Below are 26,074 nucleotides of genomic sequence, written 5' to 3' on the forward strand. Positions count from 1 at the left end.
ATTTTCTGCAAGGTTTTCAAAACCTTGTAGGTATTAGTTAGTGATATAGTATTTAAAATGAAAGACCTACAAGGTTTTGGAAACCTTGCAGGACTGTTGTAATTGTTATAAATCAACAAAGTATTTTTGTTTACCAAAGTCGAATTCATAATAAGTCAAATTAGGCCAAAGTGGTTTGATTAAACCTTTTTCCCAAGTTTGTAAAGCAGTTTGTAATTCTTTTACTTTTTCAGGATTTTTTGCGGCCAGATCTGTCGTTTCAGATTTGTCTTTTGATAAATCATACAACCATTTTTCATGCGTTTTTCCGCTGATGATTAATTTCCAGTCACCGCTTCGAATGGCTTTTGCATCGCCCGAACGCCAGTATAAATCTTTGTGTGCTTCTTTATTGCTGTTTACAACATCTACTAAATCAACTCCGTCATAAACTCTGTCTTTTGGTAAACCAGAATGAGTAACGGCTGCAATTGTGCTAAAAATATCCAAAGAACTTACAGGAGTTTTATAAACAGTATGCGGCTTGATTTTTCCCTTCCACGAAAGTGCAAACGGAACATTTATTCCACCTTCAAAATGAGAAAATTTTCCGCCTTTTAATGGTGCGTTTGTTGTCGCAAAAGTATAATCGGCACCGCCGTTATCGCTTATAAAAAAGATTAAGGTGTTTTCTTCTAAACCTTCTTTTTTTACTTTTTCCCTGATTCTTCCAATGGCATCGTCAAGTGCGCTGATCATGGCAAAATAAACGCGTTTGTTTTCGTCTTTTACATTCGGGAAACGATCGTAATATTTTTTTCGAACCTGAAATGGCGTATGCGGCGCATTAAACGGAACATACAATAAAAACGGTTTGTTTTTATTTTTATCAATAAAAGCTTCAGCTTCATCTGCAAAAGTTTCGGTTAAATATTTTTTATCTTTTATGATGGTGGTGTCGCGGCGGATTTGACCAATTCCAACGCGGCCATTACCCCAAATCGTTTTATCAGTAAAATCTTTATGATGATGATTAATGATATCCGGATTATCATCTTCGGGTGTGTAAAGCGAGAATGCCTGATAAAATCCGTAATGGTAATCGAAACCTCTGTCTAAAGGAAAAAATCCTTTATTATGACCTAAATGCCATTTTCCAATAATTGCGGTGTTGTAACCTTGTTTTTTGGCTAAATCAGCAAATGTAATTTCAGATTTTGGTAAACCCTGCGTTGCAATTGAAGCTTCGTTTGGATAGTTTATTTTATCATTTAATCGCCAGCTGTTTGTGTTGATTAAATATTTGAAAGCATAATATTCTAAATTGTTTTTCGGATAACGATCTCCCGGCTGATATTCATGCCCGAAACGTTCCTGATAGCGTCCGGTTAATAATCCCGCACGCGATGGCGAACAAATCGATGCCGAAACATATCCATCTGTAAAAGTTACTCCAGAAGCTGCAAGCGAATCAATTTGAGGTGTTGGAGTTGATTTTCCTCCATAAAGAGAAATATCATATTTGCCTAAATCATCGGCAACGAGAATGATAATGTTTGGCTTTTTTGCTGAAGTTGTATCTTTTTGAGACAGAAATGCTGTTTTTCCTTCTTCTAGTTTTTCATCAGCTTTAATTAATGTTCCGTCTGTATTTATGGGCCAGAATAAAAATGCTGCGAGGATAAGAAGCACTAATAAAATGGGTAGAATAATCTTGGTTATTTTTTTATAGTTTGCCATTATGGGTTAGTTATATTTTGGTTTGTGTTGTTTAATTTTTTCATGTACAGTTTGTCAGGCTGAGCGAAGTCGAAGCCCACACAAGTAGCTCCGTCACGAAAATTCAATCTTTGTAGAGTTTCTAGCGCGGGCTTCGACTTCGCTCAGCCTGACATTCGACTTCGCTCAGACTGACACGATTGTAGCGAACTTTGTCAAAGTTTGAAACTTTGACAAAGTTTTCATGTATTTTAAGAATGATGATTTGAATTTATTTCGAAGCCAAAGCAACATCAACATCATTTTTTAAATCGCCTAAACCGTCTTTTTTGAAAACGATTTTACCATTTTGATATAAGATCAAAGTAGGGAAGACCTTTACGATTTTTAAATCGGCAATTACCTGAGGGCTGGTTTCTAATTCGATTTCTACGATTTTTAAATTTTCTCCGTATTGTGCTCTAATGGTTTCCAGAACTGGTTTTACTTTTATACAAGCACCACAATATTTTGAACCAATATCAACCAAAACAGTTTTATTATCGGCAATGATTTTATTGTATTCGGCTAAGGTTAATTTGCTTTTAGAATTGGCATAAAAAGGTTTTCCATTTCCAATCCAGTTCGCAATTCCGCCTTCTAAACTGTAGGCTTCTTTGAAACCTTTTTTTAATAAATCGTCTGCTAACCAAACGCTTCTTCCTGCACCAATCGAGTAAGTGAAAACAGGTCTTGATTTGTCTAGTTTTGCAACTTGTTCGGCATAATCTTTTGACTCTAAATTGAAGTTTACTGCGCCGTTAATATGGTTTAGGGCAAATTCTTCTGCACCTCGGGCATCAATTATCTGCGGTTTTTTTTCAGCCTGAATTTTACTGTAATAAACATCTAATGAAACGGTATTTGAACTTTTATTTTGAGAAAAACCTACTATTGTAAACAGCAGGATTAGTGTAATAATATTTATTTTATTTTTCATAACAGTATAGTTTTGATAAAAGCTGGCAGCGTATTCAAGGTTAATTTGAATACACTGCCGTACTTTATATTTTTATTGCTTTTTAAGATTAAGCTTGTTCTAAAACCGGAGTTTGTTCAACAGTTTCTGCTGCTTTTTCTACAGGTTTTGCTTTTAGAGGAAATGCTAATACACCTTCGGCAAGAGAACTTCCTTCTTTTTTAGATTTGAATATTGGCCATAAAAATTGTGCGTACCATTCTTCTTGTTTGTATGATTTTGTTCCGTAAGATTCCGGGAATTTACGAGTGATTAATCCAGTTCCAAAAATCATATCCCAAATGAAAAACATGTTTCCGAAGTTTCCTTTAAAGTGTCCAACACCGTCACCGCTTGTATCTGCGTGGTGTGCGTGGTGTGTTGCCGGAGTAGAAATCAATCTTTCTAAAACCCATGCAATTGGATGTAAAACTCTGTATTTGTAAAATGGTTTGTCCCATGCAATGCTTGAATGTGCGCCTAAAGTGATGAAACTTTTAATTACCAAAACAAATAAAGCCGGTAATCCTAAACCTAAATAGGTTAAAGTTGCAGTCAAATAAATTTGAGAAAAGAAAACCGTGTAAATAAAGTTTTGTCTTGAAGCCATCGCCATTCCCATATATGGAGCAGAGTGGTGTGTTCTGTGAAAACGCCATAAAAACGGAACTTGATGGTGTAATCTGTGGTACCAGTATTGTGTTAAATCATCGGCAATTGCGATTAGGAAAAATCCTCCCCAAAACGGAACCCATGAAAGTGTGTTAGCTAAATTTGGTAATAAATATGGTAAAGCTGTTAAGCTGAAAAATGCAATTACAGGAGGTAAAAGTAATTTTGGAGCTAAGAAACAAACGATATCTACTTTACGTTCTTCGCCTGTCCATTCGTCATCGTAAAGACCTGCTGCAAATTCTATAATTCCCAAAACCACCATAAAAACGGTTAATCCCCACGTGCGGATGTTTTCGAATGCCGGTTTTGCGAATTCTAAAAATGAAGGAAGTGCAATATGCGATTCGCTTACCGCTCCGCCTGTTAATTTAAAATACAGGAAAATTGCCACTACAGGCAAACTGTAAATTAATAAACTGATACTTAAATCTCTTGTTAGTTTTTCTTTTTGAACTATTGCCATGATTTCTTATTTTAAAAATTGATTAATTAATGCTAAACCCCCGGCTAATATTACCAGCGGAACTAAAAATACAATTGCCCCAACGACAATTTTTTTTCCTATGATTTCATAATCTACTCGTTTCATATCTTTTTGAATTTTAATATGTTAATGTAAAAATAAATAATTTAACTTCTAATTCTATGGATATAGTAGAGTTTTATTTTTTATTTTTTCACTAATTTGTTAGAATCTTCTGTTTTTATTGAAAAACCTACAAGGTTTTGAAAACCTTGCAGGTTTGTGTAAATGATTATTTTGCAGTTTCTGTATCTGCAGGTTTAGTTACTTGTTTTACTAAATCCTGTAACGTTTTACCTTTGTCAGCTCCAGTATTGTGGATTCTTCTGTTGTAAACATCCTGCCAGTCAATCAATGGATATACATTGTTTTCTTTTGCCTGCTCATCAAATAATTTCTGAAGTTCAGCTAACTTTTCAGGATATTTTTTAGCAAGGTTGTTGCGTTCGTTGAAATCTTCGTTTAAGTTGTATAATTCCCAAACATCAGTATCAAAATTGCTTGCAACAGGTTTTTCGTTTTTACCTAAAGATTGTTTTACAGCAAATGAATCTGGTAAATGTGCCGCAGCCGCTTTCCATCCGTCTTTATAAATAGCTCTGTTTCCAAAGATGTAGTAATACTGAACTTTGTGCAAAGATTCTGCTTTTGGATTATCTAAAGAAGCCTGGAAAGAAGATCCCTGAATAATATCTTGTTTAATTCCTTTGATATATTCCGGAGCTTTGATTCCTGCAATTTCTAAAGTTGTTGGCAGTAAATCGGTTACGTGGCTGTATTGATTTCTAATTCCGCCTTTGTCTTTAATTCCATTTGGATAAAAAACAATTAACGGGTTACGAGTTCCACCTTCAGAATGTGCATCTTGTTTCCAGTTTTTAAAAGGAACATTTGTTGCCTGCGCCCATCCTAAAGGATAGTTTGTATTTAAACCTTTTGCAGTTCCAATTTCTCCAATATTGTTTAAATTACTTTGAAGATTTTCTGCTTCTGTTTTTCCTTGAGAGAATAAACTTTGGTTGATTGTTCCTTGTAAAGTTCCTTCTTTACTTGCTCCGTTATCGCCAATAGCAACAAAAATCAAAGTGTTGTCAAGCTGGTTGCTTTCTTTTAGATAATTAACCACTCTTCCAATTTCAGCATCAGTATAAGTCAGGAAACCAGCGTAAGCTTCCATGAATCTTGCGTATACTTTCTTTTCATCCGGAGTTAATTTTTTCCATTCTGTAATTAGTGCATTACGCTCTGGTAATACCGCATTCGCAGGAACAACACCTAATTTCTTTTGGTTTGCTAATACTTTTTCACGGTACACATCGTAACCTTCGTCAAATTTTCCTTTGTAAGGCTCGATCCATTTTTCAGCCACCTGATGAGGTGCATGAACAGCTCCCGGCGCATAGTATAAAAAGAATGGTTTTCCAGGTGCCGCTTTTTGTTGTTTTTGAATATAGCTGATTGCTTTATCTGTAATTAATTCATTTAAGTGACGTCCGTCTGGTTTCACATGCGCCTGATCTTCCACTAAATCAGGATTGTATTGATCTGTTTGAGAACCAAGGAATCCGTAGAAATGATCGAAACCTTTTCCGGTTGGCCATCTGTCAAACGGACCTGCATCTGTAGCATCTTCATCTGGAGTTACACCGTATTTACCAACGGCAAAAGTGTTGTATCCGTTTTCACGTAAAATCTCTGCAATTGTTCCTTTATCAGAAGGAATTCTTCCGTCCCAGCCCGGAAAACCAGCCGATAAAATAGTGTGTGAAAATCCGCTTTCGTGCACTCTTCCAGAATTTCTTCCGGTTAATAATGCAGCACGCGTTGGAGCGCAAATTGCGGTTGTATGAAAGTTAGTATAACGTAAACCGTTATTTGCCAGATTTTCAAAAGTAGGCGTTTGGATTAAACCCCCAAAAGCACTTGCAGCTCCAAATCCAACATCATCTAATAAAATCCAGACAATATTTGGTGCACCTTTTGGCGCTTTTACAGGCTCTGGCCAATATTCTTTAGAATCGGCTAATGTTTTACCAATTGTTCCTTTGAACTCTTGAGTATCTTGTGCAAAGCCAAATTGTGCAGCCAGCAGTGCAGTAATCAAAAACCCTTTTCCGGAGCTTTTGATTTTTGAGTTAATTTCAAATTTTTTCATTATTTCTTTTTTTAATATTTATTTATCTATGGATTTAGTAGAGTTTTTAAGTAAATTTTTTTACTTGTTTGCTTTGGTTAATAATTCCTGAGCAGATTTTCCTTCGGTAGACGGCGTTTTGTGTATTTTTCTCAGGTAAACATCCTGCCAGTCTATTAAAGGATATAAATTGTTTTTCTTGGCTTGCTGATCGAAAAGTTTTTTTAATTCGGCTACTTTTTCAGGGTATTTTTTAGCCAAATCTTTTCTTTCGTTAAAGTCTTCGTTGATGTTGTATAGTTCCCAAACATCTTTGTCAAAATCACTTGGAGGAAGATTTACTTTATTATTCAAAGCTTCTTTTACTTCAATTGAATTGGGATGATGTGCGGCGGCTGCTTTCCAACCGTCATTATAAATGGCTCTTGATCCAAAGATGTAATAATGTTGAATTTTATGTAAGGAAACGGCTTTTGCATCATTCAAGGAATTGTAAAATGAATATCCCTGAATCGTGTCTTGTTTAACTTCTCTAATAGATTCCGGTGCTTTTACGCCCAAAATATCAAGAGTTGTTGGTAAAATATCAATTACGTGACTGTATTGCGTTCTGATTCCCGGAGTTTTGATTGCCTTTGGATAATAAACAATCAACGGATTATGTGTTCCTCCTTCAGAATTGGCATCTTGTTTCCAATATTTGAAAGGTGTATTTGTAGCTTGCGCCCAACCCAAAGGATAATTGGTGTAGGTTTGAGCTGTTCCAATTTCGCCAATTCTATTTAAGTTATTTTGGAATACTTTTTCTTCCGTATCTCCATTTACATAGGTTTGTCTGTCTACAGCTCCTTGTAAAGTTCCTTCTTTACTGGCTCCATTATCGCCAATCAAAACAAAAACAACAGTGTTTTCCAGTTGATTGCTTTCTTTTAAATAAGTAATCAATCTTCCAATTTCGTAATCGGTATAAGTCAAATATCCGGCATAAACTTCCATGAATTTTGAATATACTTTCTTTTGATCAGGAGTTAATTTTTTCCAGTCTGCAATAAGTGAGTTGCGTTCCGGTAAAACAGCATCAGCAGGAATAACTCCTAATTTCTTTTGATTGGCTAGTGTTTTTTCGCGGTAAGCGTCCCAACCATCGTCAAATTTTCCCTTATAAGTATCGCTCCATTTTTGAGCTACCTGATGAGGTGCATGAACGGCTGCGGGAGAATAGTATAAAAAGAATGGTTTTCCCGGCGCTGCTTTTTGTTGTTTCTGAATATAACTAATTGCTTTATCGGTTATTTGTTCGCTAAGATGTCTTCCGTCAGGCGTAATATGAGCTTGATCTTCAATTAAATCAGGTTTGTACTGATCTGTTGCAGAACCCAAAAATCCGTAGAAATGTTCAAATCCTTTTCCGGTTGGCCAATGATCAAACGGTCCGGCATCTGTTGCTTCTTCGTCAGGCGTTATCCCATATTTACCTACGCCAAAAGTATTGTATCCTTTATCACGTAAAATCTCAGCAACGGTTCCGTTTTTAGAAGGTAATCTTCCGTCCCAACCCGGAAATCCTGCGGACATTATGGTGTGTGAGAATCCTCCAACGTGTACTTTATGCGAATTACTTCCGGTCAGTAAAGCGGAACGGGTAGGAGCACAAATTGCCGTTGTATGAAAATTGGTATATCGCAATCCGTTGTTGGCTAAACTCTCTAAAACCGGAGTTTCGATTTGACCTCCAAAAGCGCTTGAAGCGCCATAACCTACATCATCCAGAATAATCCAAACGACATTTGGCGCGCCTTTAGGAGCTGTAACCGGTTCCGGCCAATATTCTTTTGATTCGGCTAAGGTTTTGCCAATAACTCCTTTAAATTCTTCTGGTTTTGTTTGCGCAAAACTCAATTGTGCAAGAAGCAATGCAGTAATCAAAAGGCCTTTTTGCGGACTTTTGATTGCAATGTTATTTTTAAACTTTTTCATTAGATTAAATTTTAAGTTATTTAATTCGTAATCACTGTTTAACTCTGCTATTTTGACTCGTTGATGTTAATGTTTAACACATAGAAACATAGCTTCTGTCCTCTCAAAAAAGGCGTTTCACTTAGTTTAAATGCACAGAGTTTAACTATGTGAAAGAAATGTGTTTCTTTTTGCATTCTTTTTTAGTTATAAAATCTATGTTTCTATGTGTTTAAATATTATACCCAGCGAGTTATTTTATTTTATTCCAATCTTCGACACCTACTTTTACTGCCCATTTTTGATGTAACTCAATTAGGGTTTCGAGTATTTTCGGTTCTAATTTTGCTACGTTTTTTGTTTCTGTTCGGTCTTCAGCAAGATTGTATAATTCCCAGGGCTGATTGTTTTCGGCTACAGCCTTCCAATTATCTTTTCTAACTGCTTTGCTGCCTTCATGTTCCCAAAACAGAGCTTCATGCGCATTAGATTGTTGTCCTTCAAATTCCTTTTTTAAGCTGATTCCTTCTAAAGGTGTGAGACTTTTTCCTTGAAAAGCATCAGGATATTGAAAATTGGCATATTCCAGACAAGTCGGGAAAATATCAATCACATGACTTACTCTGTTACTTATTGTTCCGGCCTTAATATGCTTTGGATAGTAAGCAATAAAAGGAGAAGCAATTCCGCCTTCGTGCGTGTTCTTTTTGAATAATTGAAAAGGCGTGTTACTCACATTTCCCCACGGACTTTCGTAACTATCAATTGATGCAGCTGATCCTGGTGTTCCATTTTTTTGTGTAACATAATTCCAGTTTTTTACATCATCGGCACTTCCGCCATTATCCGAAAGAAAAAGAATAAGTGTATTATCTTCTTCTCCCAACGATTTGACTTTCTGCAGGATTTCTCCAATTCCGGCATCCATTCTGTCGATCATGGCAGCGTAAATTGCCATTCGGGTATCCCATTTGTCTTTTTCTTCGACACTTAGTTTTTCCCAATCCGGTACTTTTTCAAAACGATTGGATAAGTCCCAGTTTTTATCAATGATTCCCAGTTCTTTTAATTTTTTAAAACGGCTTGCTCTCAATTTATCCCAACCTCCCAGGTATTTGCCTTTGTATTTTGCAATATCTTCCGGCAATGCCTGAATGGGCCAATGTGGAGCATTATAAGCAACATACAGAAAAAATGGTTGTTGCTGATTGTGCTGTTTTTCTAAAGAACTAATGGCAAAATTGGTAATTTCCTGAGTCAGATAAGTTGAAGTATCCGTGCGGATAATTTCTTTATCTCCTTTCAAAAAAGTAACTTTTCTTCCGTCATTATATAAAGGTTCCGAGTTAAAATAACTGCTCCCGTTGTTTTGTAAAGTAAAAGAATCATCAAATCCTCTGTTAACCGCCCAGGCTGATGGCACTAAACCAACGTGCCATTTACCTGAAACAATTGTACTGTAACCTGCCTGTTTAAGTGCTTGCCCAATAGTGATACAATGTTCGTTTAAATATCCCTGATAAGCTGGAACTCCTTTGTCCTGAACCATGTCTCCAACACCTGCCTGATGGGAATACAAACCTGTGAGCAATGAAGCTCGCGAAGGACAGCAGCGGCCTGCATTATAAAACTGGTTTAGAATAAGCCCGTTTTTAGCAAGTTTATCCAGGTTTGGAGTTTTAATTTCTGAGCCAAAAGCACCAATATCTGAGAAACCTAAATCATCCGCCAAAATCACGATGATGTTAGGTTGCTTTTTTTGTGCAAATAGGTGAGATTGTGCAGCAACCAAAAGGGCAAGGATGAACAGTTTTTTAATCATTTTATTAATAACCTGGATTTTGTGGCAATCCTACCGGATCAATATTTCTTTCGCTTTGCGGAATTGGATATAAATTGTTTCTCTCTGAAACCGAGTTTTTAGCCGTAACTTTTTTCACTTCAGTAACTAGAGTTCCCCAACGAACTAAGTCAAACCAGCGTTGTCCTTCCTGAACAAATTCTTTTTTACGTTCTTCTTGGATTGCAGCTCTAAAAGTGGTTTGGTTTAATCCAACTAAATCTACAGTTGCATCTGGTGTTGCAATTGGTTTTCCGTAAGCTCTTCTTCTTACCTGATTAATCAATTCATAAGCTTCTGCAGTTGGTGCACCTTGCTCATTTATGGCTTCCGCCAAAGACAATAAAATGTCTGCATAACGAATTAAAGGGAAATTGATAGCTACGTTTCCTGGAGTTGCTAAATTGGTTAAATCCAAATATTTTTTGAAAATAGGTTTAGGAAAAGTATACAGCGTTCCGGTTGTTGGATTAAGTAATTGTTTAGCATAACTTACATCTCTACGAGTATCTCCAGGTTGATAAATATCATAAAACAAGGCTACATCTGAAATAATATCTGCAGGTTCAGTTGCTGTAAATCCAGTAAATGAGGTAGATTGAAATGTGCTTCCGCTAGATCCGTTTCCGGCTTGGTTTGGCTCAAACTGAACAGAGAAAATATGTTCTTTTCCATTCTTTTTTGTTTTCGTAAAAATGTCCTGAAAGTTTTCGAACAAAGCATAACCATATCCACCGTTAATTACTTCTCTTGCTTTTAAAATAGCATTTGGCCAATCTTTTCTTGTCAAATACACTTTTGCTAAAATTGCTTTTGCAGCTCCAGAAGTGGCACGTCCCGCATCTGCAGCAGAATAAGCTGCAGGTAAACTTTCGGCAGCAGTTAAATCTGAAATAATTTGAGCATACACATTATCTACAGTTTCTCTTCTTGATTTTAAACTTTCTAACTGAATTGAAGTTGGTTCGTGTAAAACAATTGGAACGCCGCCCCAAATACGAACAGCCTGAAAATAAAGTAATCCGCGGATAAATTTAGCTTCATTAATTAATCTTGTTTTTACAACTTCAGAACCAGATACTTTTGGGATATTATCAATAGAAATATTGGCTCTGTTGATTCCTGCATAAATTTGTCTCCACGCGACTTGTACACGGTCATTTGTTGCATCATGCGTTAAACTGCTCATTGCTCTAACTTGTGGGTTTGTTGCAGAAACTCCGGCCGCAGCATAATCAGAACCCATATCTGTAAGGAAATAAAGGTTTCTTCCGAATAAACTCTGCTCTCCCGGATCAAGGCTTAAAGAAGCATAAACTGCAGTTACACTCGCAACGGCGTCATCTTGGGTTATAAAGTATTTATCTTCGGTTACAAAAGAGGTTGGTGTTACCTCCAGATCCGTGCACGATACAAATAGTCCGGCACTTAAAAGGAATGTTATTATAATCTTTTTCATTTTGATATATTTTTTTACTTAGAAAGTTACGTTCAAGCCCGAGATGAATGTTTTTGAGTTTGGATAAGAACCAAAATCAATTCCCGGATATAAGTTGTTTTGTTCGTATGAACTTACCTCTGGATCATAACCAGTGTATTTTGTCCATGTAACAAGGTTTTCTGCAGAAACATAGAATTTTACGCTTTTTGCTCCCAGTTTTTTAGAGGTACTTTTAGGTAATGTATAACCAAGCGTGATTAATTTTAATCGCAAGAAAGAAGCATCTTCTACATAACGCTCAGAAACAATTCCTAACGGTGAACTTGTTGCTCTTGGAATTTCATTACTTGGATTTGTTGGTGTCCAACGATCTTCTAACGTAACATTAGCATTTGTTCCAAGAGTTGAAATTTCTAACTGCTGGTTTAAAGCGTTGAAGATTTTTCCGCCGTAAGAACCTTGAAAAGAGAAATTCAAATCAAAATCATTATAAGAAATCGTGTTACTGAAACTTCCAACAAATTTTGGCTGAGATGAACCTAAATTTCCTTTATCAAGAGCAGTAATTACACCGTCTCCATTTGTGTCAACATATTTTCTGTCCCCCACTTTTGTGTTCGCTAAACTGTTGATTTTTGGCTGTGTATTAACTTCTTCCTGAGTCTGGAAAATTCCATTTGTTCTGTATCCCCAAAAAGTTCCTAATGGTAATCCCACTTTTACCGTAACCGGCTGCTGCTGTAATAAAGAACCGTTTGGTACTACAGGGAAAAACTGATTTACTCCGTTTCCTATAGCTACAACCTTATTTCTGTTAGCAGAGAAAACTACATTTGAATTCCAAGAGAAATTTTCTGTTTTAAGGTTTTCAGTTGTTAAACCAATCTCGATACCTTTATTTTCAACACCTCCAATATTTTGAAGTACACTTGCATATCCTGAAGTTAACGGCACCGGAACGCTGATTAACAAATCGTTTGTTTTTTTGTAATACACATCAAAAACAAAATTGATTTTTCTTTCTAATAATGATAAATCTAAACCAACATTATATTGCGTTGTTTTTTCCCATTTCAAATCCGGATTTGCCAATCGGGTAGGAGCAAGACCTGTGTATAATGTTCCTCCAAAAGAATAGTTTACAGAACCCATTTGAGCTAAAGCCAGATAGTTTCCAATTTCCTGGTTTCCTGTTGTTCCGGCAGTAAGTCTAAGTTTAGCTTCTGTTACACCTTTAATGTTGTTTGCAAATTCTTCATCGGTAATATTCCATGAGAAACCTGCTGAAGGGAAATAACCCCAAAGTGACTCTGAACCAAATCTTGAAGAACCATCGGCACGGGCAGAAAGTGTAAAGTTGTATTTTCCTTTATAAGAATAGTTAACTCTCGCCAGCCATGATTTTAAAACACTTTCAAAAGCATCACTGCCAGGTTTTACCGCAACACCATCCTGAAGTGCATTATACGTATTGGCATCATTTACAAATGTATTAGCTCCAGCTGTAACGACTTCACCTTGGGTATATTGAAGTGTATAACCTCCTAAAGCTGAGAATTTATGGTTTTCACCGAAGTTGGTATTATAATTTAAAGTGTTTTCATTCAATACAGAACTTACCAATCTGTCTCCAACAGCTGCTGAACCTTTTGTTCCTGCACCATTTGAAGTATTTGCAGGCGCATAATAGTTTTGTTTTGTATTGATTACGTCACCGCTTACAGCAACTTTAGCAGTCAGTTTTTTAGTGATTTTATATTCACCAAATAAGCTGGTTAGGATTCTATTGATTTTAGTTTCGTTAATTGTATTTTCCAAATCATTAATAGGGTTTGGAATATAACCGTTTACAGAAGTTGCATATGGATTGTTAGTTACATTATAACTTCCGTTTTCATTTCTAATTGGCACTACAGGAGCAGTCAATAAAACACTAACTAAAGGGTTTGGATTTCTTCCTCCGCTTCCGTTATTAGCTATACCATTAGAAAGTGAGTTGCTGTAATTGGCATTAATACCAAATTTAAAATTTTGAGAATAGTTTCTTTCGTAATTGATACGAAGAGAGATACGTCTAAAATCAGATCCCAGAACAGTACCTTCCTGATCAAAATATCCTGCAGAAACGGCATATCTTGATCTTTCGTCTCCGCCTGAAAATGATAATTGATGATTTTGAACCGGAGCCGCAGTTCTAAATGCTGCATCCTGCCAGTCATAACTTCCAGAAGTTTTAAAAGCCTCTATCTGCGCTGCAGAAAAAGACGGAGCCTGACCAATACTTGCCTGAACATCATTTCGTAAACTTGCCCATTGGCTGGCATTCATTACGTGAAGTCTTTTTGAAACATTTTGAAATCCAAAATAACCTTGGTATGAAATATTATCCTGTCCTTTTGTTCCTTTTTTAGTTGTAATAATCACAACTCCATTTGCACCGCGAGAACCATAAATTGCAGTTGCAGAGGCATCTTTTAATACTTCAATAGATTCAATATCAGCAGGATTTATAGTAGATAAAACATTTAAGCTTGCTCCGGCATTTGATATTCCGGCAGAACTGTTATTATTGTCATTATAAATTAAAATTCCGTCTACCACATATAAAGGCTCGTTACCCGCTGTGATTGAGTTTCCGCCACGTATACGTACACTTGAAGAGGCACCCGGACGACCAGAACTTTGTGTAACTACCACACCGGCAACAGCGCCTCGTAATAAGTTATCTGCCGATGAAGTTACCTGGGATAAGTTGGCTTTTGGAACAGAAGCTACAGAACCCGTAATGTCTTTTCTCTTTTGAGTTCCGTAACCCACAACAACTAATTCGTCCAGTTCTTGTCTTTCTTCCTTTAAATGAATCGTAACCGGATTTTTCTCTACTATAAATTCTAGTTTCTTATATCCTATGTAACTTATGATTAAGGTGTAAGGAAATTTCTGACCCGTTTGAAAATAAAATTTTCCCTCAGCATCTGTCTGTACACCGTGAGTTGTACCTTTAATTGTTACTGATGCGCCTATAATTGGCTGATTTGTAATATCATCGACTACCGTTCCGTCGAGTTTAGATTGAATAAGCGGTGTTGTATTTTGTGCCTGAAATTGCAGGGATGTTAACAAAATTGTAACCCATAAAATGAGGTTTATATTTTTTTTCATTTCTTTGTAATGGTTTAAGTAATTAACAAGGCGCCCTGAGAGCTGAATTTTCAGCACTCTGATTGTTTCCTTGATTTAGTGATAAATGTTCTTTAAGCCTCGCCATTTCTGTTGCCGCAGAAATGGCTTTTTTTATTTACAGCAGCAGGTTTGCATTGTTTTCATTTTAGTTATTTTTTAGTTGGTTAATTGTTTTCTTTTAAAATATAGGTATATTCAAAAATCCTTTTGCTGCAGTTTATGCATCAATTAGATGATTGTATTTTCAATAAAAGTAATCTTGGTGGTGAAATTGAGATTTCGTTTTTTAGATTTAGAATTTAATCTAATAACGAACGGATTGCGTTGGTAATTAACAACAGAAGCACATATAACAACAATTGTTATAAGTATCATTTTTTGGAAGAATATAATACGATATGCTTTCGGTTGTTTTCAAAATATAGCTTTTTTGGTTTCGAATATTATTTTATAACTCTACTAATCCTATAGACAAAGTTAATTTTAATATAATAAAAACCAAAAGTTTAGTAAACTTTTTTTAGAAAAGCATAAAATATTTTTTTTATTAAAAATTTTAAATTTAATTAAATTATTGATTTTCAATTATTTAAAATAGATTTATAGGCTTTTGAATATGTTAAATTATTTTTTTAGAAGACTTAAAAATGTAGTATTTTACATTTAATTTACTCGTTTTTAAATCCTTAGCAAATTAAAAATCGGACATAAAAAGACCTGAAAAAGATTAAAAAACGTCTGCATGTGGAAATTTTAGTTGATGCAGCAAAAAATTTTCACTTATTAAAATAAAATTCCCAACTATGGCTATCAAATTTGTTTAGCAGTTTTTTTAATAAAAATTAATATGTAAAATATTAATAATTAACATATTAGTGTTTGTATTTTTTATAATTTTAGAGAATCAATTTTGAATTAGTAGTTTAGAACCTAATTTCTTGGCTATTAATACAGAGAAAAAAAGAAAGACCACCCCTTAAAGAATTAAAAACATAATTCTTACAAATAAAATTTCAGCTATAAGCCTTTATTTGATAAAAATATTATTTATATATTTTTATAACTACCTAATTAATAATATTTTATTGTGATTGTTGTATTGAGGACTTATTGGTCTTTAATATGATATATGTCATTTTTTGTCAGTTTTGAAGATTTTAATTTTGTCGTTTTACTGAAGCATATTTAGTTTAATACTATTTTAAATTTTTTATATGAGTAATCTTTCTCAATCTCACAGAATTCTATTTCTAAATACACTGGCCTTTACAATATGTTTTGCCTGCTGGACGCTAAATGGTGTTTTAATTACGTATTTAGCAGACAAAGGAATATTTAATTTTACTGTTGTAGAAACAGGATGGTTATTAGGAATTCCAATTCTTTCGGGCTCGATTTTCAGACTTCCAATAGGTATCTTGACAGATAAATATGGAGGTAAAATTGTATTTTCTATATTGCTTTTATTATGTTCCGTACCACTTTTTTTACTGCCTTTTGCAAATTCGTTCTGGAGTTTTGCTGTTTTAAGCTTTTTCTTCGGATTAGTTGGAACAAGCTTTGCAGTCGGTATTGGATATACATCAATTTGGTATCCAAAAGAATGGCAGGGAAGAGCCTTGGGAATTTTCGGAATGGGAAATGCAGGCGCAGCAATTACTACTTTTATTGCACCAACTTTACTAAATCATTTATCCGAAAAAGATCCAATAAACGGTTGGAAAATGCTTCCTGTTATTTACGCCGTTATACTTGTTATCATAGGGTTGCTTTTTATTGTTTTTGCTAAAAATAAAAAGAACCCAACAGTTTCAAAAACAATAACACAATTAATCTCTCCGCTCAAAAATGTACGTGTCTGGCGTTTTGGAGCTTATTACTTTTTAGTATTTGGTTTCTTCGTGGCATACTCACAATGGCTTCTTCCTAATTTCATGAATGTATATCATACAACCTTAGTAATGGGCGGTTTGTTTGCTACAATGTTCAGTTTACCATCTGGTGTAATCAGAGCTTTTGGCGGATATCTCTCAGATAAATTTGGAGCCAGAAAAGTAATGTATTGGGTTTTAGGCTCATCAATCGTAATCAGCTTTTTATTAATGTTTCCAAAAATGGAAATTTACACCGCAGGTCCTGGCGTTTTGGCAATGAATAATGGAATTGTAACAGAAGTTTCGGCTGATAAAATTATGGTTGGCGAAAAAATACATTCCATAAATAAAAAAGAAATATTGCAGCATAGCGAAACGTCAATTTTTCCCGAAAAAAGCTCTTGGCAGGAAATTATTGTCAAACAAAATCAAGAAGTTAAAAAGAAAGAATTGTTAGCACAGGGAATAACTCAAATTAAATTCAGTGCAAATCTTTGGGTATATCTGGTTCTGGTAATTCTAATAGGAATTTCATGGGGAATTGGAAAAGCGGCTGTTTATAAACACATTCCGGAGTATTTCCCAAATGAAGTAGGAGTTGTGGGCGGCATGGTTGGATTAATAGGAGGTTTAGGCGGATTTGTGGGGCCTATAATCTTTGGTTATTTATTAAACTATACAGGACTTTGGACCAGCTCTTGGATATTCATTTTTTTAGTTTCTGTGCTTTGTTTATTGTGGATGCATCGAACAATTATAAATGCAACACGAACTAAACTGCCAAACTTTACAAGAGATATAGAAAGTAATCATTAAAAAATAAAAATTAAACAATAGATATATGAAAACTTGGTTAGACAAATGGGAACCGGAAGATGAAGCGTTTTGGAACTCTGGCGGAAGTAAAATTGCATGGAGAACATTAACAATAACAACATTAACATTAATATTATCATTTGCCTCTTGGTTTATGATGAGCGTAATCGCAGTTAAACTACCCGGATTAGGATTCAGTTTTTCTAAAGATCAGCTTTTCTGGTTAACAGCAATTCCGGGATTAGCGGCGGGATTATTACGAATTATTCATACTTTTTTATTACCCATTTTCGGGACACGACATATTGTATCTTTTGCAACATTAATTAAATTAATTCCAGTTATAGGGATTGGTTTTGCCATTATGAATGTAAATACACCATTTTGGGTTTTTGCAGTTTTGGCTTTTACAACAGGTTTTGGCGGAGGAGATTTTTCATCTTATATGCCAAGTACAAGTTTATTTTTTCCTCAAAGATTAAAAGGAACCGCATTAGGAATTCAGGCAGGAATAGGAAATTTTGGGGTTTCGATCGCGCAATTTGTAACGCCTCTTATAATTAGTGTTGGTATTTATGGTGCTGCATCTGGTTTTACAAGCGTTGATCCTAAAGAAACATTAACCCTTTTACAAACATCCAGTCTGGAAAAACAAAAAGAAGTTTTTGCAACATTTGATGCAGAAGTTCAGACTAAAATACTTTCTAACGTAAAGAAAAGCGTAATTGATTCTGTAAGTGCTGCGGTAAACTCTACTGATAACGTTATTATTTTTAATGCATTACCAGTAAAAGCAAAAGCAAAAGCCATTGCAAATGCAAATCCAAAATTAGCCGAAAAAATCTTAGACAACATTAATCCTGAAAATACAGCCGTTAAAAAATCAGAGATCTACTTACAGTCTGCAGCATTTTGGTACGTTCCATTTTTACTAATCATGGCAATTTTAAGCTGGTTTTATTTAAAAAGTATTCCAATGATGGCCTCTGTAAAAGAACAAATGGACATTTTTTCAAATAAACATACCTGGTATTGTACGATTACTTACTTAATGACTTTTGGAACTTTTGCAGGTTTATCTGCGGCTTTTCCATTAATGATTAAATTTTTATACGGAGATTTTCCCAATGCACCAGATCCTTTAGTGTATGCGTTCTATGGCCCATTATTAGGCTCTGCAAGTCGAATTGCTTTTGGATTTGTAGCTGATAAAGTAGGAGGAGCAATCTTAACAACCATTACAGGTTTAGGGATTTTGTGTGGAGCCATTATATTGGTAACACAAGGATTGGTCGCACCAACAAGTATGGACCAATTTCCTCTTTTTGTTACAGTTATTTTAGTAATGTTCTTTTTTACGGGAATTGGCAATGCAGGTACTTTTAGACAATATCCAATAATATTTAAAGAAAATCCGCGTCAGGCAGCCGGAGTTATTGGCTGGACAGCTGCAATAGCTGCTTTTGGACCTTTTATCTTTTCTAAATTAATAGGGAATAATATTTCTGCTAATGGAACTGTAAATCAGTTCTTTATAGGCGTTTGTTTTTTCACTATATTAGCTACAGGTATCAATTGGTGGTTCTACAATCGTAAAAATTGTGAGAAACCAAGTTAAGAAGTAATCATTAAATTAAAAATTAAGGATGAAAGATAAAACATTTAATACCAAAGCCTTACTTGTTGCAACACTAGTTTCTATACTTACAATTGTGCTAGTGTTTTACGGATCAAGACAATTACAAAATTTTGATGCAGCATTAGTCACTTATTTATTCGGAACTGTTTTTGCCTTCTTTGGAATCGTGTATCGCTATACCGTTTGGCTGCAAAGACCTCCAACGTGGATGTATTTTAAAAGAAGCCTTAAATTTCTTTTTACAGGAAAAATAATTTCTCATTTATGGTTTCTGGGAAAAGAATCAGTACAAAATATTGTCGTTCAAAAGTTTATTTACCCAAGAAGCAAATGGCGCTGGTTTGCCCATTTTTGTATTGCAATAGGATGTTTATCGGCTTTTGCCATCACAATTCCGCTTACATTTGGATGGATTCACTTTACGCTCGCACCAAATTCAATTTCCATTTACGAAGCACATTTCTTTGGATTTAAAATGATGGATTTTCAGATAAATTCTTTTTTGGCGTTTTTAATTTTTCATGCCTTAAACTGGTCATCGTGGTTAGTTATAATTGGTTCCGTTTATTATTTAAGAAGAAGATTAACAAATCCCGGATTAATCGCAACACAGACTTTTGAAGGTGATTTATTGCCCTTAATTCTATTAATTGCAATATCAGTAACCGGATTATGCCTGACGTATTCGTATCAATTCATGAAAGGTTTTGCGTATGATTTCTTAGCCGTGATTCATGCCGTAACCGTAATTATGTTCTTGATCTGGATTCCGTTTGGAAAATTCTTTCATATCATCCAGCGTCCGGCGCAAATTGGAGCACACATCTATAAACAAGAAGGAATAAAAAAAGGAATGGCAGTTTGTCCGCATACCGGAGAAGAATTTGCAACCCAGCTTCATATCAATGATTTAAAAATCGTAACCAAAGAATTAGGTTTTGATTTTACCCACGAAGACGGAACTTCTCACCTCGATTTAAGCCCCGAAGGAAAAAGATCACGCCTTGCTCAAGCACACCTAAAAGCCAGACTAGAAGGCGGAAATTTATTTGGATAATTTATAAAAGTTTCAAGTTTGAGGTTTCAAGTTTCAAGTTCCACACAGATCGTGAAACCTGAAACAAAACAAATAAAATTATAAAAGTTTTAGGTTTCAAGTTTCATGTTCTATAAGCAAACTTGAAACATGAAACCTGAAACAAAAAATAACAAAAAAAAATGGCAAAACTACCCGTATCAACTGAAAAAATAATTGAACAATTTGGTCCGCATTTAAATTATGCGCCTGTAGATGGTTACGACGGAAGAGACGAACCAGATGACGTTGTAAAAACACATTGCTGCTTTTGCGGCATGCAGTGTGGAATTCAATTATTAGTGAAAGAAAATAAAGTAGTAGGTTTTGAACCGTGGATGGAATTTCCGTTTAACGAAGGACGTTTGTGTCCAAAAGGAGTTCAAAGGTATCTTCAAAATAATCACCCAGACCGACTTTTGCATCCAATACAAAGAGTAGAAGGAAAAGGTTTTGAAAAAGTTTCTTGGGATGATGCGATGGATAAAACCATTTCTGAAATAAAAAGGATTCAGGAAAAATACGGAAAACATGCTTTCTCTATGTTATCCGGAGTTTCATTAACCAACGAAAAAAGTTATTTAGTTGGAAAATTTGCTCGTGTTGCCTTAAAAACAAGAAACCTCGATTATAACGGAAGGCTGTGTATGGTAAGCGCCGGAGCCGGAAATAAAAAAGCATTTGGTTTAGACCGGGCTTCAAATAATTATTCGGACTTAGAATATGCCGAAGTTATTATTGTAGCCGGAGCCAATATCAGTGAAACCTTCCCAACGCTAACACATTGGATTTGGAAAGCCAGAGATCGTGGTGCAAAATTAATTGTGATTGATCCAAGAATGATTCCGTTGGCAAGAACAGCGGATATTCACTTAGATGTAAAACCCGGAACAGATTCTGCATTATACGGTGCAATGCTAAAATATTTAGTAGATCACGATATGCTGGATCATGATTTTATAGATAATTATACATCAGGATTTCAGGAAACAATTGATGCCGTTAAAGATTATACGCTGGAATGGGCAGAAGAAGTAACCGGAATCGACAAAGAAAAGATAAAAGCAGCCGCTGAATTATGGGGAAAAGCAAAAACAAGCTTTTTACTGCATGCAAGAGGAATCGAACATCACTCAAAAGGTGTTGATAATGTTTTAGGCTGTATTAATCTGGTTTTAGCAACAGGAAGAATTGGAAGACCCTATTGCGGTTACGGAACAATTACCGGACAAGGAAATGGTCAGGGCGGTAGAGAACACGGACATAAATGTGATCAATTGCCCGGAAACAGAGATATTGAAAATCCTGAACACCGAAAATACATATCTGAAGTTTGGGGAATCGATGAAAAAGATTTACCTGGAAAAGGACTTACCGCTTATGAAATTATAGAAGCCATTCACAGAGACGAAATCAAAGGATTAATTTCCATTTGTTTCAATCCGCTGGTTTCGCTTCCAAACAATAATTATGTGCGTTCGGCATTAGAAAAACTAGAGTTTTACGTTTGTATTGATTTCTTTTTAAATGAAACAGCAAGACACGCTGATATTGTTTTGGCAGGATCTTTACAGGAAGAAGAAGAAGGAACAACAACTTCTGCTGAAGGAAGAGTAATCAGAATCAGACAAGCTGTTACGCCTCCGGGAGAAGCCAGAACCGATACTTCAATTTTATTAGAAATTGCCAAAAGACTGGGAGAAGAAGATAAATTCAATTATGATAATAGTGAACAAATCTTCAATGAATTGCGTGTTGCTTCAAAAGGCGGAACAGCAGATTATTTCGGAATTACGTATAAAAAAGTAGAAGATAATATGGGCGTTTTCTGGCCTTGTCCAACCGAAGATCATCCCGGAACGCCAAGATTATGGGAAGATAAAAAGTTTAAAACGCCAGACGGTAAAGCGCATTTTAATCCTGCACCGTATAAACTTCCTGGCGAAGTTACAGATGAAGAATATCCAATAACATTAACAACAGGTCGTGTCGTTTCACAATATTTAAGCGGAACTCAAACACGCCGAATTGGAAAACTGGTAGATCAATTTCCGGAACCAATGTTAGAAATTCATCCAGAATTAGCAGCGAAATACGGAATCAAACAAAGAGAATTAGTAAGAGTTGCAACAAGAAGAGGCGAAGGAACTTTCCCTGCCAATATTGTTGAAACGATTAGAAAAGATACCGTTTTTATACCGTATCATTGGCCGGGACACAAATCTGCCAATCAATTAACGCCGGGAACTTTAGATCCAATTTCTAAAATTCCGGAATTTAAAGTCTGCGCCTGTTTATTAGATCCGCAAGGAAAAATAGCACCGCCAGCCAAAGAATCTGAAGCGTATGCAAGTGTTTAATCTATAAAAAGTGAAGTTATGAATTTGACCAATTTTAATACAAACGAAGAGTTTTTTGTAGATATGCAGCGCTGCATTGGCTGCAAAGCCTGCGAAATGGCCTGTGCCGAATGTGAAACCAACGGCCAGCAAACTTTAATAAGCGTAAATTATGTAGATCGTGCTTCGACAATTCAAACCACAGTTCAGGTTTGTATGCATTGCGAAGACCCGGTTTGTGCGAATGTCTGCCCCGCTGATGCTATTTCACAAGATGAATTTGGTGTGGTACATACTGCTAATACGGAAAGATGTATAGGATGTTCAAACTGTGTAATGGCTTGTCCTTTTGGTGTACCTAAAAAAGTAGAAGAATACGATTTAATGATGAAATGCACGATGTGTTACGACAGAACAAGTGTGGGTAAAAAACCAATGTGTGCCACAGTTTGTCCAAGCGGAGCATTGTTTTACGGAACAAGAGAACAAATTGAAGAAATGAGACCAAATAGTACGCCAGTCAACAACTTTATTTTTGGACAGGAAAAAGTCAAAACAAAAGTCAATATCATGATGCCAAAAGGCAGTACAGAATTAAGAATTTATTAAAACAGAATCATGTCAAAAGAAGATAATTTAAATCAAAACTGGAAAAAAGATTTCCCCATAAAAAAACAGGAATCAACTCAGGTCAGCCGACGCGATTTTGCTAAATTCCTGACTTTTGTTTCCGGCGGATTAATGGTAGGAAGCGGATTCGTAACCGCAAAAGCTTTTTTATTACCAAAAGAAGAAGTACAAGGCGAACATTTTATCTGTAATAAAGAAGATGTTCCCGTAGGCGGAACTCGTGGTTTTGTGTTAGAAGGAAGCACAATTCCGTATATATTAATTCACTTAGAAAGTGGTGATTTTAGGGCTTACGAGCAAAAATGTACACATCTTTCCTGCTCCGTATTTTATAAACCCGGAACCGGAATCATTCATTGTCCCTGCCATGAAGGTTCATTTGATGCCATGACTGGCGATGTAATTGCAGGCCCGCCGCCAAGAGCTTTACCACAGTTAGAAGTGATATTTAAAGAAAATGCTGTTTTTGTAAAAGCAATGATAGAAAAAAAAGACAGTTAGATTGTATAATTTAAATTTATAGATATGAGTACTTTTAGACGAAGCCAGAATCGCGCTAACCCTAATAAGCTGAACAATATACTTTCGACACTTATTTTTATTTTGATTTTAAATGTCAGCATACAAATCTGGCTTTTATATGCGTCCTTAAATAATGCATTAGAAAATAACAAGGAAATATTAATTCCAGCCTTTATAGCTTCTGCAATACTATTTTTTATTGGTTTTGCGTGGTTATATTATCTTCCAAAAGGTAATTTTAAAAGAAAGTAAATCAAACACTTCAACTTTAAAAGCTATTTGATTTTTTCGCTCGGTATTTAAAAGAATTAAGCTAAATTTATATTTTTAAAAAATTTAGGTACTTAATTGATTTAACTAAGTAAAAATACTTATATTTGTAATAAGTATTTTTTGCTTATAAAAATAACACGAATGATTAAAGTAGAAGATGCTATAGCGATTATTGAGGCGAACAGCAAAAAAATGTCCACAAAGCTAATTCCGGTTAGCAAAGCGTTAGGTTATGTTTTGGCAGAAAAAGTAATTTCGCCAATCGACATGCCGCCGTTTCGCCAGTCGGCTATGGACGGATATGCCTTTACGCACAGCATCAAACATCAATATGATATTGTTGGGACTTCACAGGCTGGAGATCATTCAAATGTAAAATTAAAAGCAAACGAAGCAATTCGAATATTTACAGGCGCGTTTGTCCCCGATAATGCAGATACAGTTGTAATGCAGGAACATGTAATGGCAAATAAAGATTCGATTTTGATTGCCACAATGCCTGAAAAACTTTCAAACGTTCGCCCAAAAGGAGAACAAATTGCGAAAGATGATATAGTTTTTGAAGCCAATACTTTAATAACGCCCGCAGCGATTGGATTTCTGGCCTGTTTAGGAATTACAGAAGTAGAGGTTTACAAAAAACCGAAAGTAGCGATTTTAGTTACCGGAAATGAATTAGTACAACCGGGAAAAAAGCTTAAAAAAGGAAAAATTTTCGAAAGTAATTCATTTATGCTGGAAGCGGCTCTTGAAACTATCGGAATCAAAAAGACAAAAGTTTACAGAGTAAAAGATAATTTAAAAGCGACAAAAAATGCGCTTAAAAGTATTCTGAAAAAATACGATGTTGTTTTAATTTCCGGCGGAATTTCAGTTGGCGATTATGATTTTGTAAAAGAAGCTTTATTGCAAAACGGCGTTCAGGAATTGTTTTATAAAATCAATCAGAGACCTGGAAAACCAATGTTTTTTGGATCAAAAAATGAAACCTTAGTTTTCGCTTTACCCGGAAACCCAGCTTCATCGCTGACGAATTTTTACATTTACGTTTCGCCCGCAATTAAAAACAAATTAGGATTTTCAGAAATTCATAAAACAAAAGTAGTTCGAAAATTAAATTCGGATATTAAGAATACTACAGGAAAAACATTATTCTTAAAAGCCAAATACGACGAAACAAAAGTCACCGTTCTCGACGGACAAAGTTCCGCAATGCTCAACACTTTTGCCGTAGCCAACAGTTTACTTATTGTCCCAGAAGATATTCAGGAATATAAAAAAGGGCAATTAGTTAAATTATTGCCGATAGATTGAGAGGATTTTAGATTTTAGATTGTTGATTTTAGATTTTTAGAATAAGAAAATAGAATAAAGAGTATAGAAAATAGATTTTTGTTATTAAGGATGAAAAGCAGTGTGTAATTTTAAACATATAGCTTGGCAACTTGAAACATGAAACTTGAAACAAAATAAACAAACAAAAATGAACCTATTAAGTTCCGAAAACATTTTACTATTCAGTTTTGCACTAATCGTTATCGCATTTTTATATTCCAGCGTTGGTCATGGCGGCGCATCGGGGTATTTGGCTTTGATGAGCATTTTTGCTTTCCCAATTTCGATTATGAAACCTTCGGCTTTGTTATTGAATTTGTTTGTTTCGAGTATTTCATTTTTGTTTTATTATCGAAAGAATTATTTCAAACCAAAACTTTTTTATCCGTTTGCGATTGCCTCAATTCCGGCAGCATTTATCGGCGGATTTATAACTTTAGATAATGCGATTTATAAAATAATTTTAGGAATAGTATTGGTTTTTGCAGCATTGAGATTGTTTGGAGTTTTTAATTTTAAAGAAAAAGAAGAAGTAAAAATCAACCTTCCAATTGCCTTGGTAATTGGTTTTGCAATAGGTTTATTATCAGGAATGTTAGGAATAGGCGGCGGAATTATCCTGAGTCCTATTTTATTGTTTTTAGGATGGGCATCAGTAAAAGAATCGGCTGCAGTTTCGAGTTTATTCATTTTTGTGAATTCAACAGCTGGAATGTTAGGATTCTTTTTAGGAGGTAAAACAATTCCGATGGAAAGTTTTTATCTGGTTCCAATTGCAGTTGTAGGAGGAATGTTAGGCGGATTTTATGGAAGTGGTTCTTTCTCTAACAGAACATTAAAAATGGTTTTAGGAACGGTTATTTTGATGGCAAGCGTCAAATTGATTTTTCCTTGAAATATAAAAAATGAAAGTCTGAAATTTCTGTTTGCAGAGTTTTTGCCACAGATTTCACAGATTTAAAAGGATTTTTATTTGCCACGAATTGCACGAATTAGCACAAATTTTTATTCGCAAAATCAAAAAATCAATTCGTGGAAATTTGTGTAATTCGTGGCAAAAGAATCAAGACAAAGCATTTTAAAATAATCTGTTTAATCAGTGAAATCTGTGGCAGAATAAATAA

At 35.2% G+C, this 26,074-nt stretch carries 17 protein-coding genes; 9 read left to right on the forward strand and 8 right to left on the reverse strand.

The features are described from left to right. Positions 1-105: 105 nt before the first annotated feature. The 8 genes from APR43_RS14955 to APR43_RS14990 form a co-directional block, all read right to left on the reverse strand. On the reverse strand, positions 106-1,719 hold the full coding sequence (locus tag APR43_RS14955) for a sulfatase-like hydrolase/transferase (RefSeq protein ID WP_053471679.1): 1,614 nt from the start codon (positions 1,717-1,719) through the stop codon (positions 106-108). 250 nt (positions 1,720-1,969) lie between these two features. After that, complete coding sequence (locus APR43_RS14960) at positions 1,970-2,677, reverse strand: rhodanese-like domain-containing protein (RefSeq protein ID WP_053471678.1); 708 nt, start codon at positions 2,675-2,677, stop codon at positions 1,970-1,972. Positions 2,678-2,765: 88 nt separating this feature from the next. Further along, positions 2,766-3,833, reverse strand: coding sequence for a sterol desaturase family protein (locus tag APR43_RS14965; RefSeq protein WP_053471677.1), 1,068 nt, complete (start codon positions 3,831-3,833; stop codon positions 2,766-2,768). Between the two features lie 292 nt (positions 3,834-4,125). Continuing rightward, entirely contained in the window at positions 4,126-6,048 is a 1,923-nt protein-coding gene (locus APR43_RS14970; protein ID WP_053470295.1) for an arylsulfatase, read from the reverse strand. A 60-nt stretch (positions 6,049-6,108) separates the two neighbouring features. Then, positions 6,109-8,004, reverse strand: coding sequence for an arylsulfatase (locus APR43_RS14975; RefSeq protein ID WP_053470294.1), 1,896 nt, complete (start codon positions 8,002-8,004; stop codon positions 6,109-6,111). A 232-nt stretch (positions 8,005-8,236) separates the two neighbouring features. Then, positions 8,237-9,805 (reverse strand): arylsulfatase, encoded by a 1,569-nt coding sequence (locus APR43_RS14980; RefSeq protein ID WP_053470293.1) that lies wholly within the window; start codon positions 9,803-9,805, stop codon positions 8,237-8,239. A 4-nt stretch (positions 9,806-9,809) separates the two neighbouring features. Beyond that, positions 9,810-11,282, reverse strand: a complete 1,473-nt coding sequence (locus APR43_RS14985) for a RagB/SusD family nutrient uptake outer membrane protein (protein ID WP_053470292.1) — start codon at positions 11,280-11,282, stop codon at positions 9,810-9,812. Between the two features lie 18 nt (positions 11,283-11,300). Then, positions 11,301-14,426 (reverse strand): SusC/RagA family TonB-linked outer membrane protein, encoded by a 3,126-nt coding sequence (locus APR43_RS14990; protein ID WP_053470291.1) that lies wholly within the window; start codon positions 14,424-14,426, stop codon positions 11,301-11,303. Between the two features lie 1,235 nt (positions 14,427-15,661). Between APR43_RS14990 and APR43_RS14995 the strand changes: the two genes are divergently transcribed. The 9 genes from APR43_RS14995 (at position 15,662) to APR43_RS15035 (ending at position 25,845) form a co-directional block, all read left to right on the forward strand. Beyond that, positions 15,662-17,137: an MFS transporter gene (locus APR43_RS14995; RefSeq protein ID WP_053470290.1), complete on the forward strand. Its 1,476-nt coding sequence runs from the start codon at positions 15,662-15,664 to the stop codon at positions 17,135-17,137. A 25-nt stretch (positions 17,138-17,162) separates the two neighbouring features. Further along, a complete protein-coding gene (locus tag APR43_RS15000) occupies positions 17,163-18,755 on the forward strand; it encodes a magnesium transporter MgtE N-terminal domain-containing protein (protein WP_053470289.1) in 1,593 nt (530 codons plus the stop codon). A 28-nt stretch (positions 18,756-18,783) separates the two neighbouring features. Next, positions 18,784-19,833 carry a hypothetical protein gene (locus tag APR43_RS15005; RefSeq protein ID WP_053470288.1) on the forward strand — a complete coding sequence of 350 codons (1,050 nt, stop codon included), beginning with the start codon at positions 18,784-18,786 and terminating at the stop codon, positions 19,831-19,833. A gap of 161 nt (positions 19,834-19,994) precedes the next feature. After that, entirely contained in the window at positions 19,995-22,211 is a 2,217-nt protein-coding gene (locus APR43_RS15010; RefSeq protein WP_053470287.1) for a molybdopterin oxidoreductase family protein, read from the forward strand. 18 nt (positions 22,212-22,229) lie between these two features. Next, positions 22,230-22,799, forward strand: a complete 570-nt coding sequence (locus APR43_RS15015; RefSeq protein ID WP_053470286.1) for a 4Fe-4S dicluster domain-containing protein — start codon at positions 22,230-22,232, stop codon at positions 22,797-22,799. Positions 22,800-22,808: 9 nt separating this feature from the next. Beyond that, positions 22,809-23,321 (forward strand): ubiquinol-cytochrome c reductase iron-sulfur subunit, encoded by a 513-nt coding sequence (locus tag APR43_RS15020; protein WP_053470285.1) that lies wholly within the window; start codon positions 22,809-22,811, stop codon positions 23,319-23,321. A gap of 24 nt (positions 23,322-23,345) precedes the next feature. Next, positions 23,346-23,594 (forward strand): DUF6755 family protein, encoded by a 249-nt coding sequence (locus APR43_RS15025; protein ID WP_053470284.1) that lies wholly within the window; start codon positions 23,346-23,348, stop codon positions 23,592-23,594. A gap of 162 nt (positions 23,595-23,756) precedes the next feature. Next, entirely contained in the window at positions 23,757-24,929 is a 1,173-nt protein-coding gene (glp, locus tag APR43_RS15030) for a gephyrin-like molybdotransferase Glp (protein ID WP_053470283.1), read from the forward strand. Between the two features lie 169 nt (positions 24,930-25,098). After that, entirely contained in the window at positions 25,099-25,845 is a 747-nt protein-coding gene (locus tag APR43_RS15035) for a sulfite exporter TauE/SafE family protein (protein ID WP_053470303.1), read from the forward strand. The last annotated feature ends 229 nt before the right edge of the window (positions 25,846-26,074 follow it).

The sequence above is a fragment of the Flavobacterium sp. NLM genome, from assembly GCF_002210235.1.
GTDB classification, from domain to species: domain Bacteria; phylum Bacteroidota; class Bacteroidia; order Flavobacteriales; family Flavobacteriaceae; genus Flavobacterium; species Flavobacterium panici.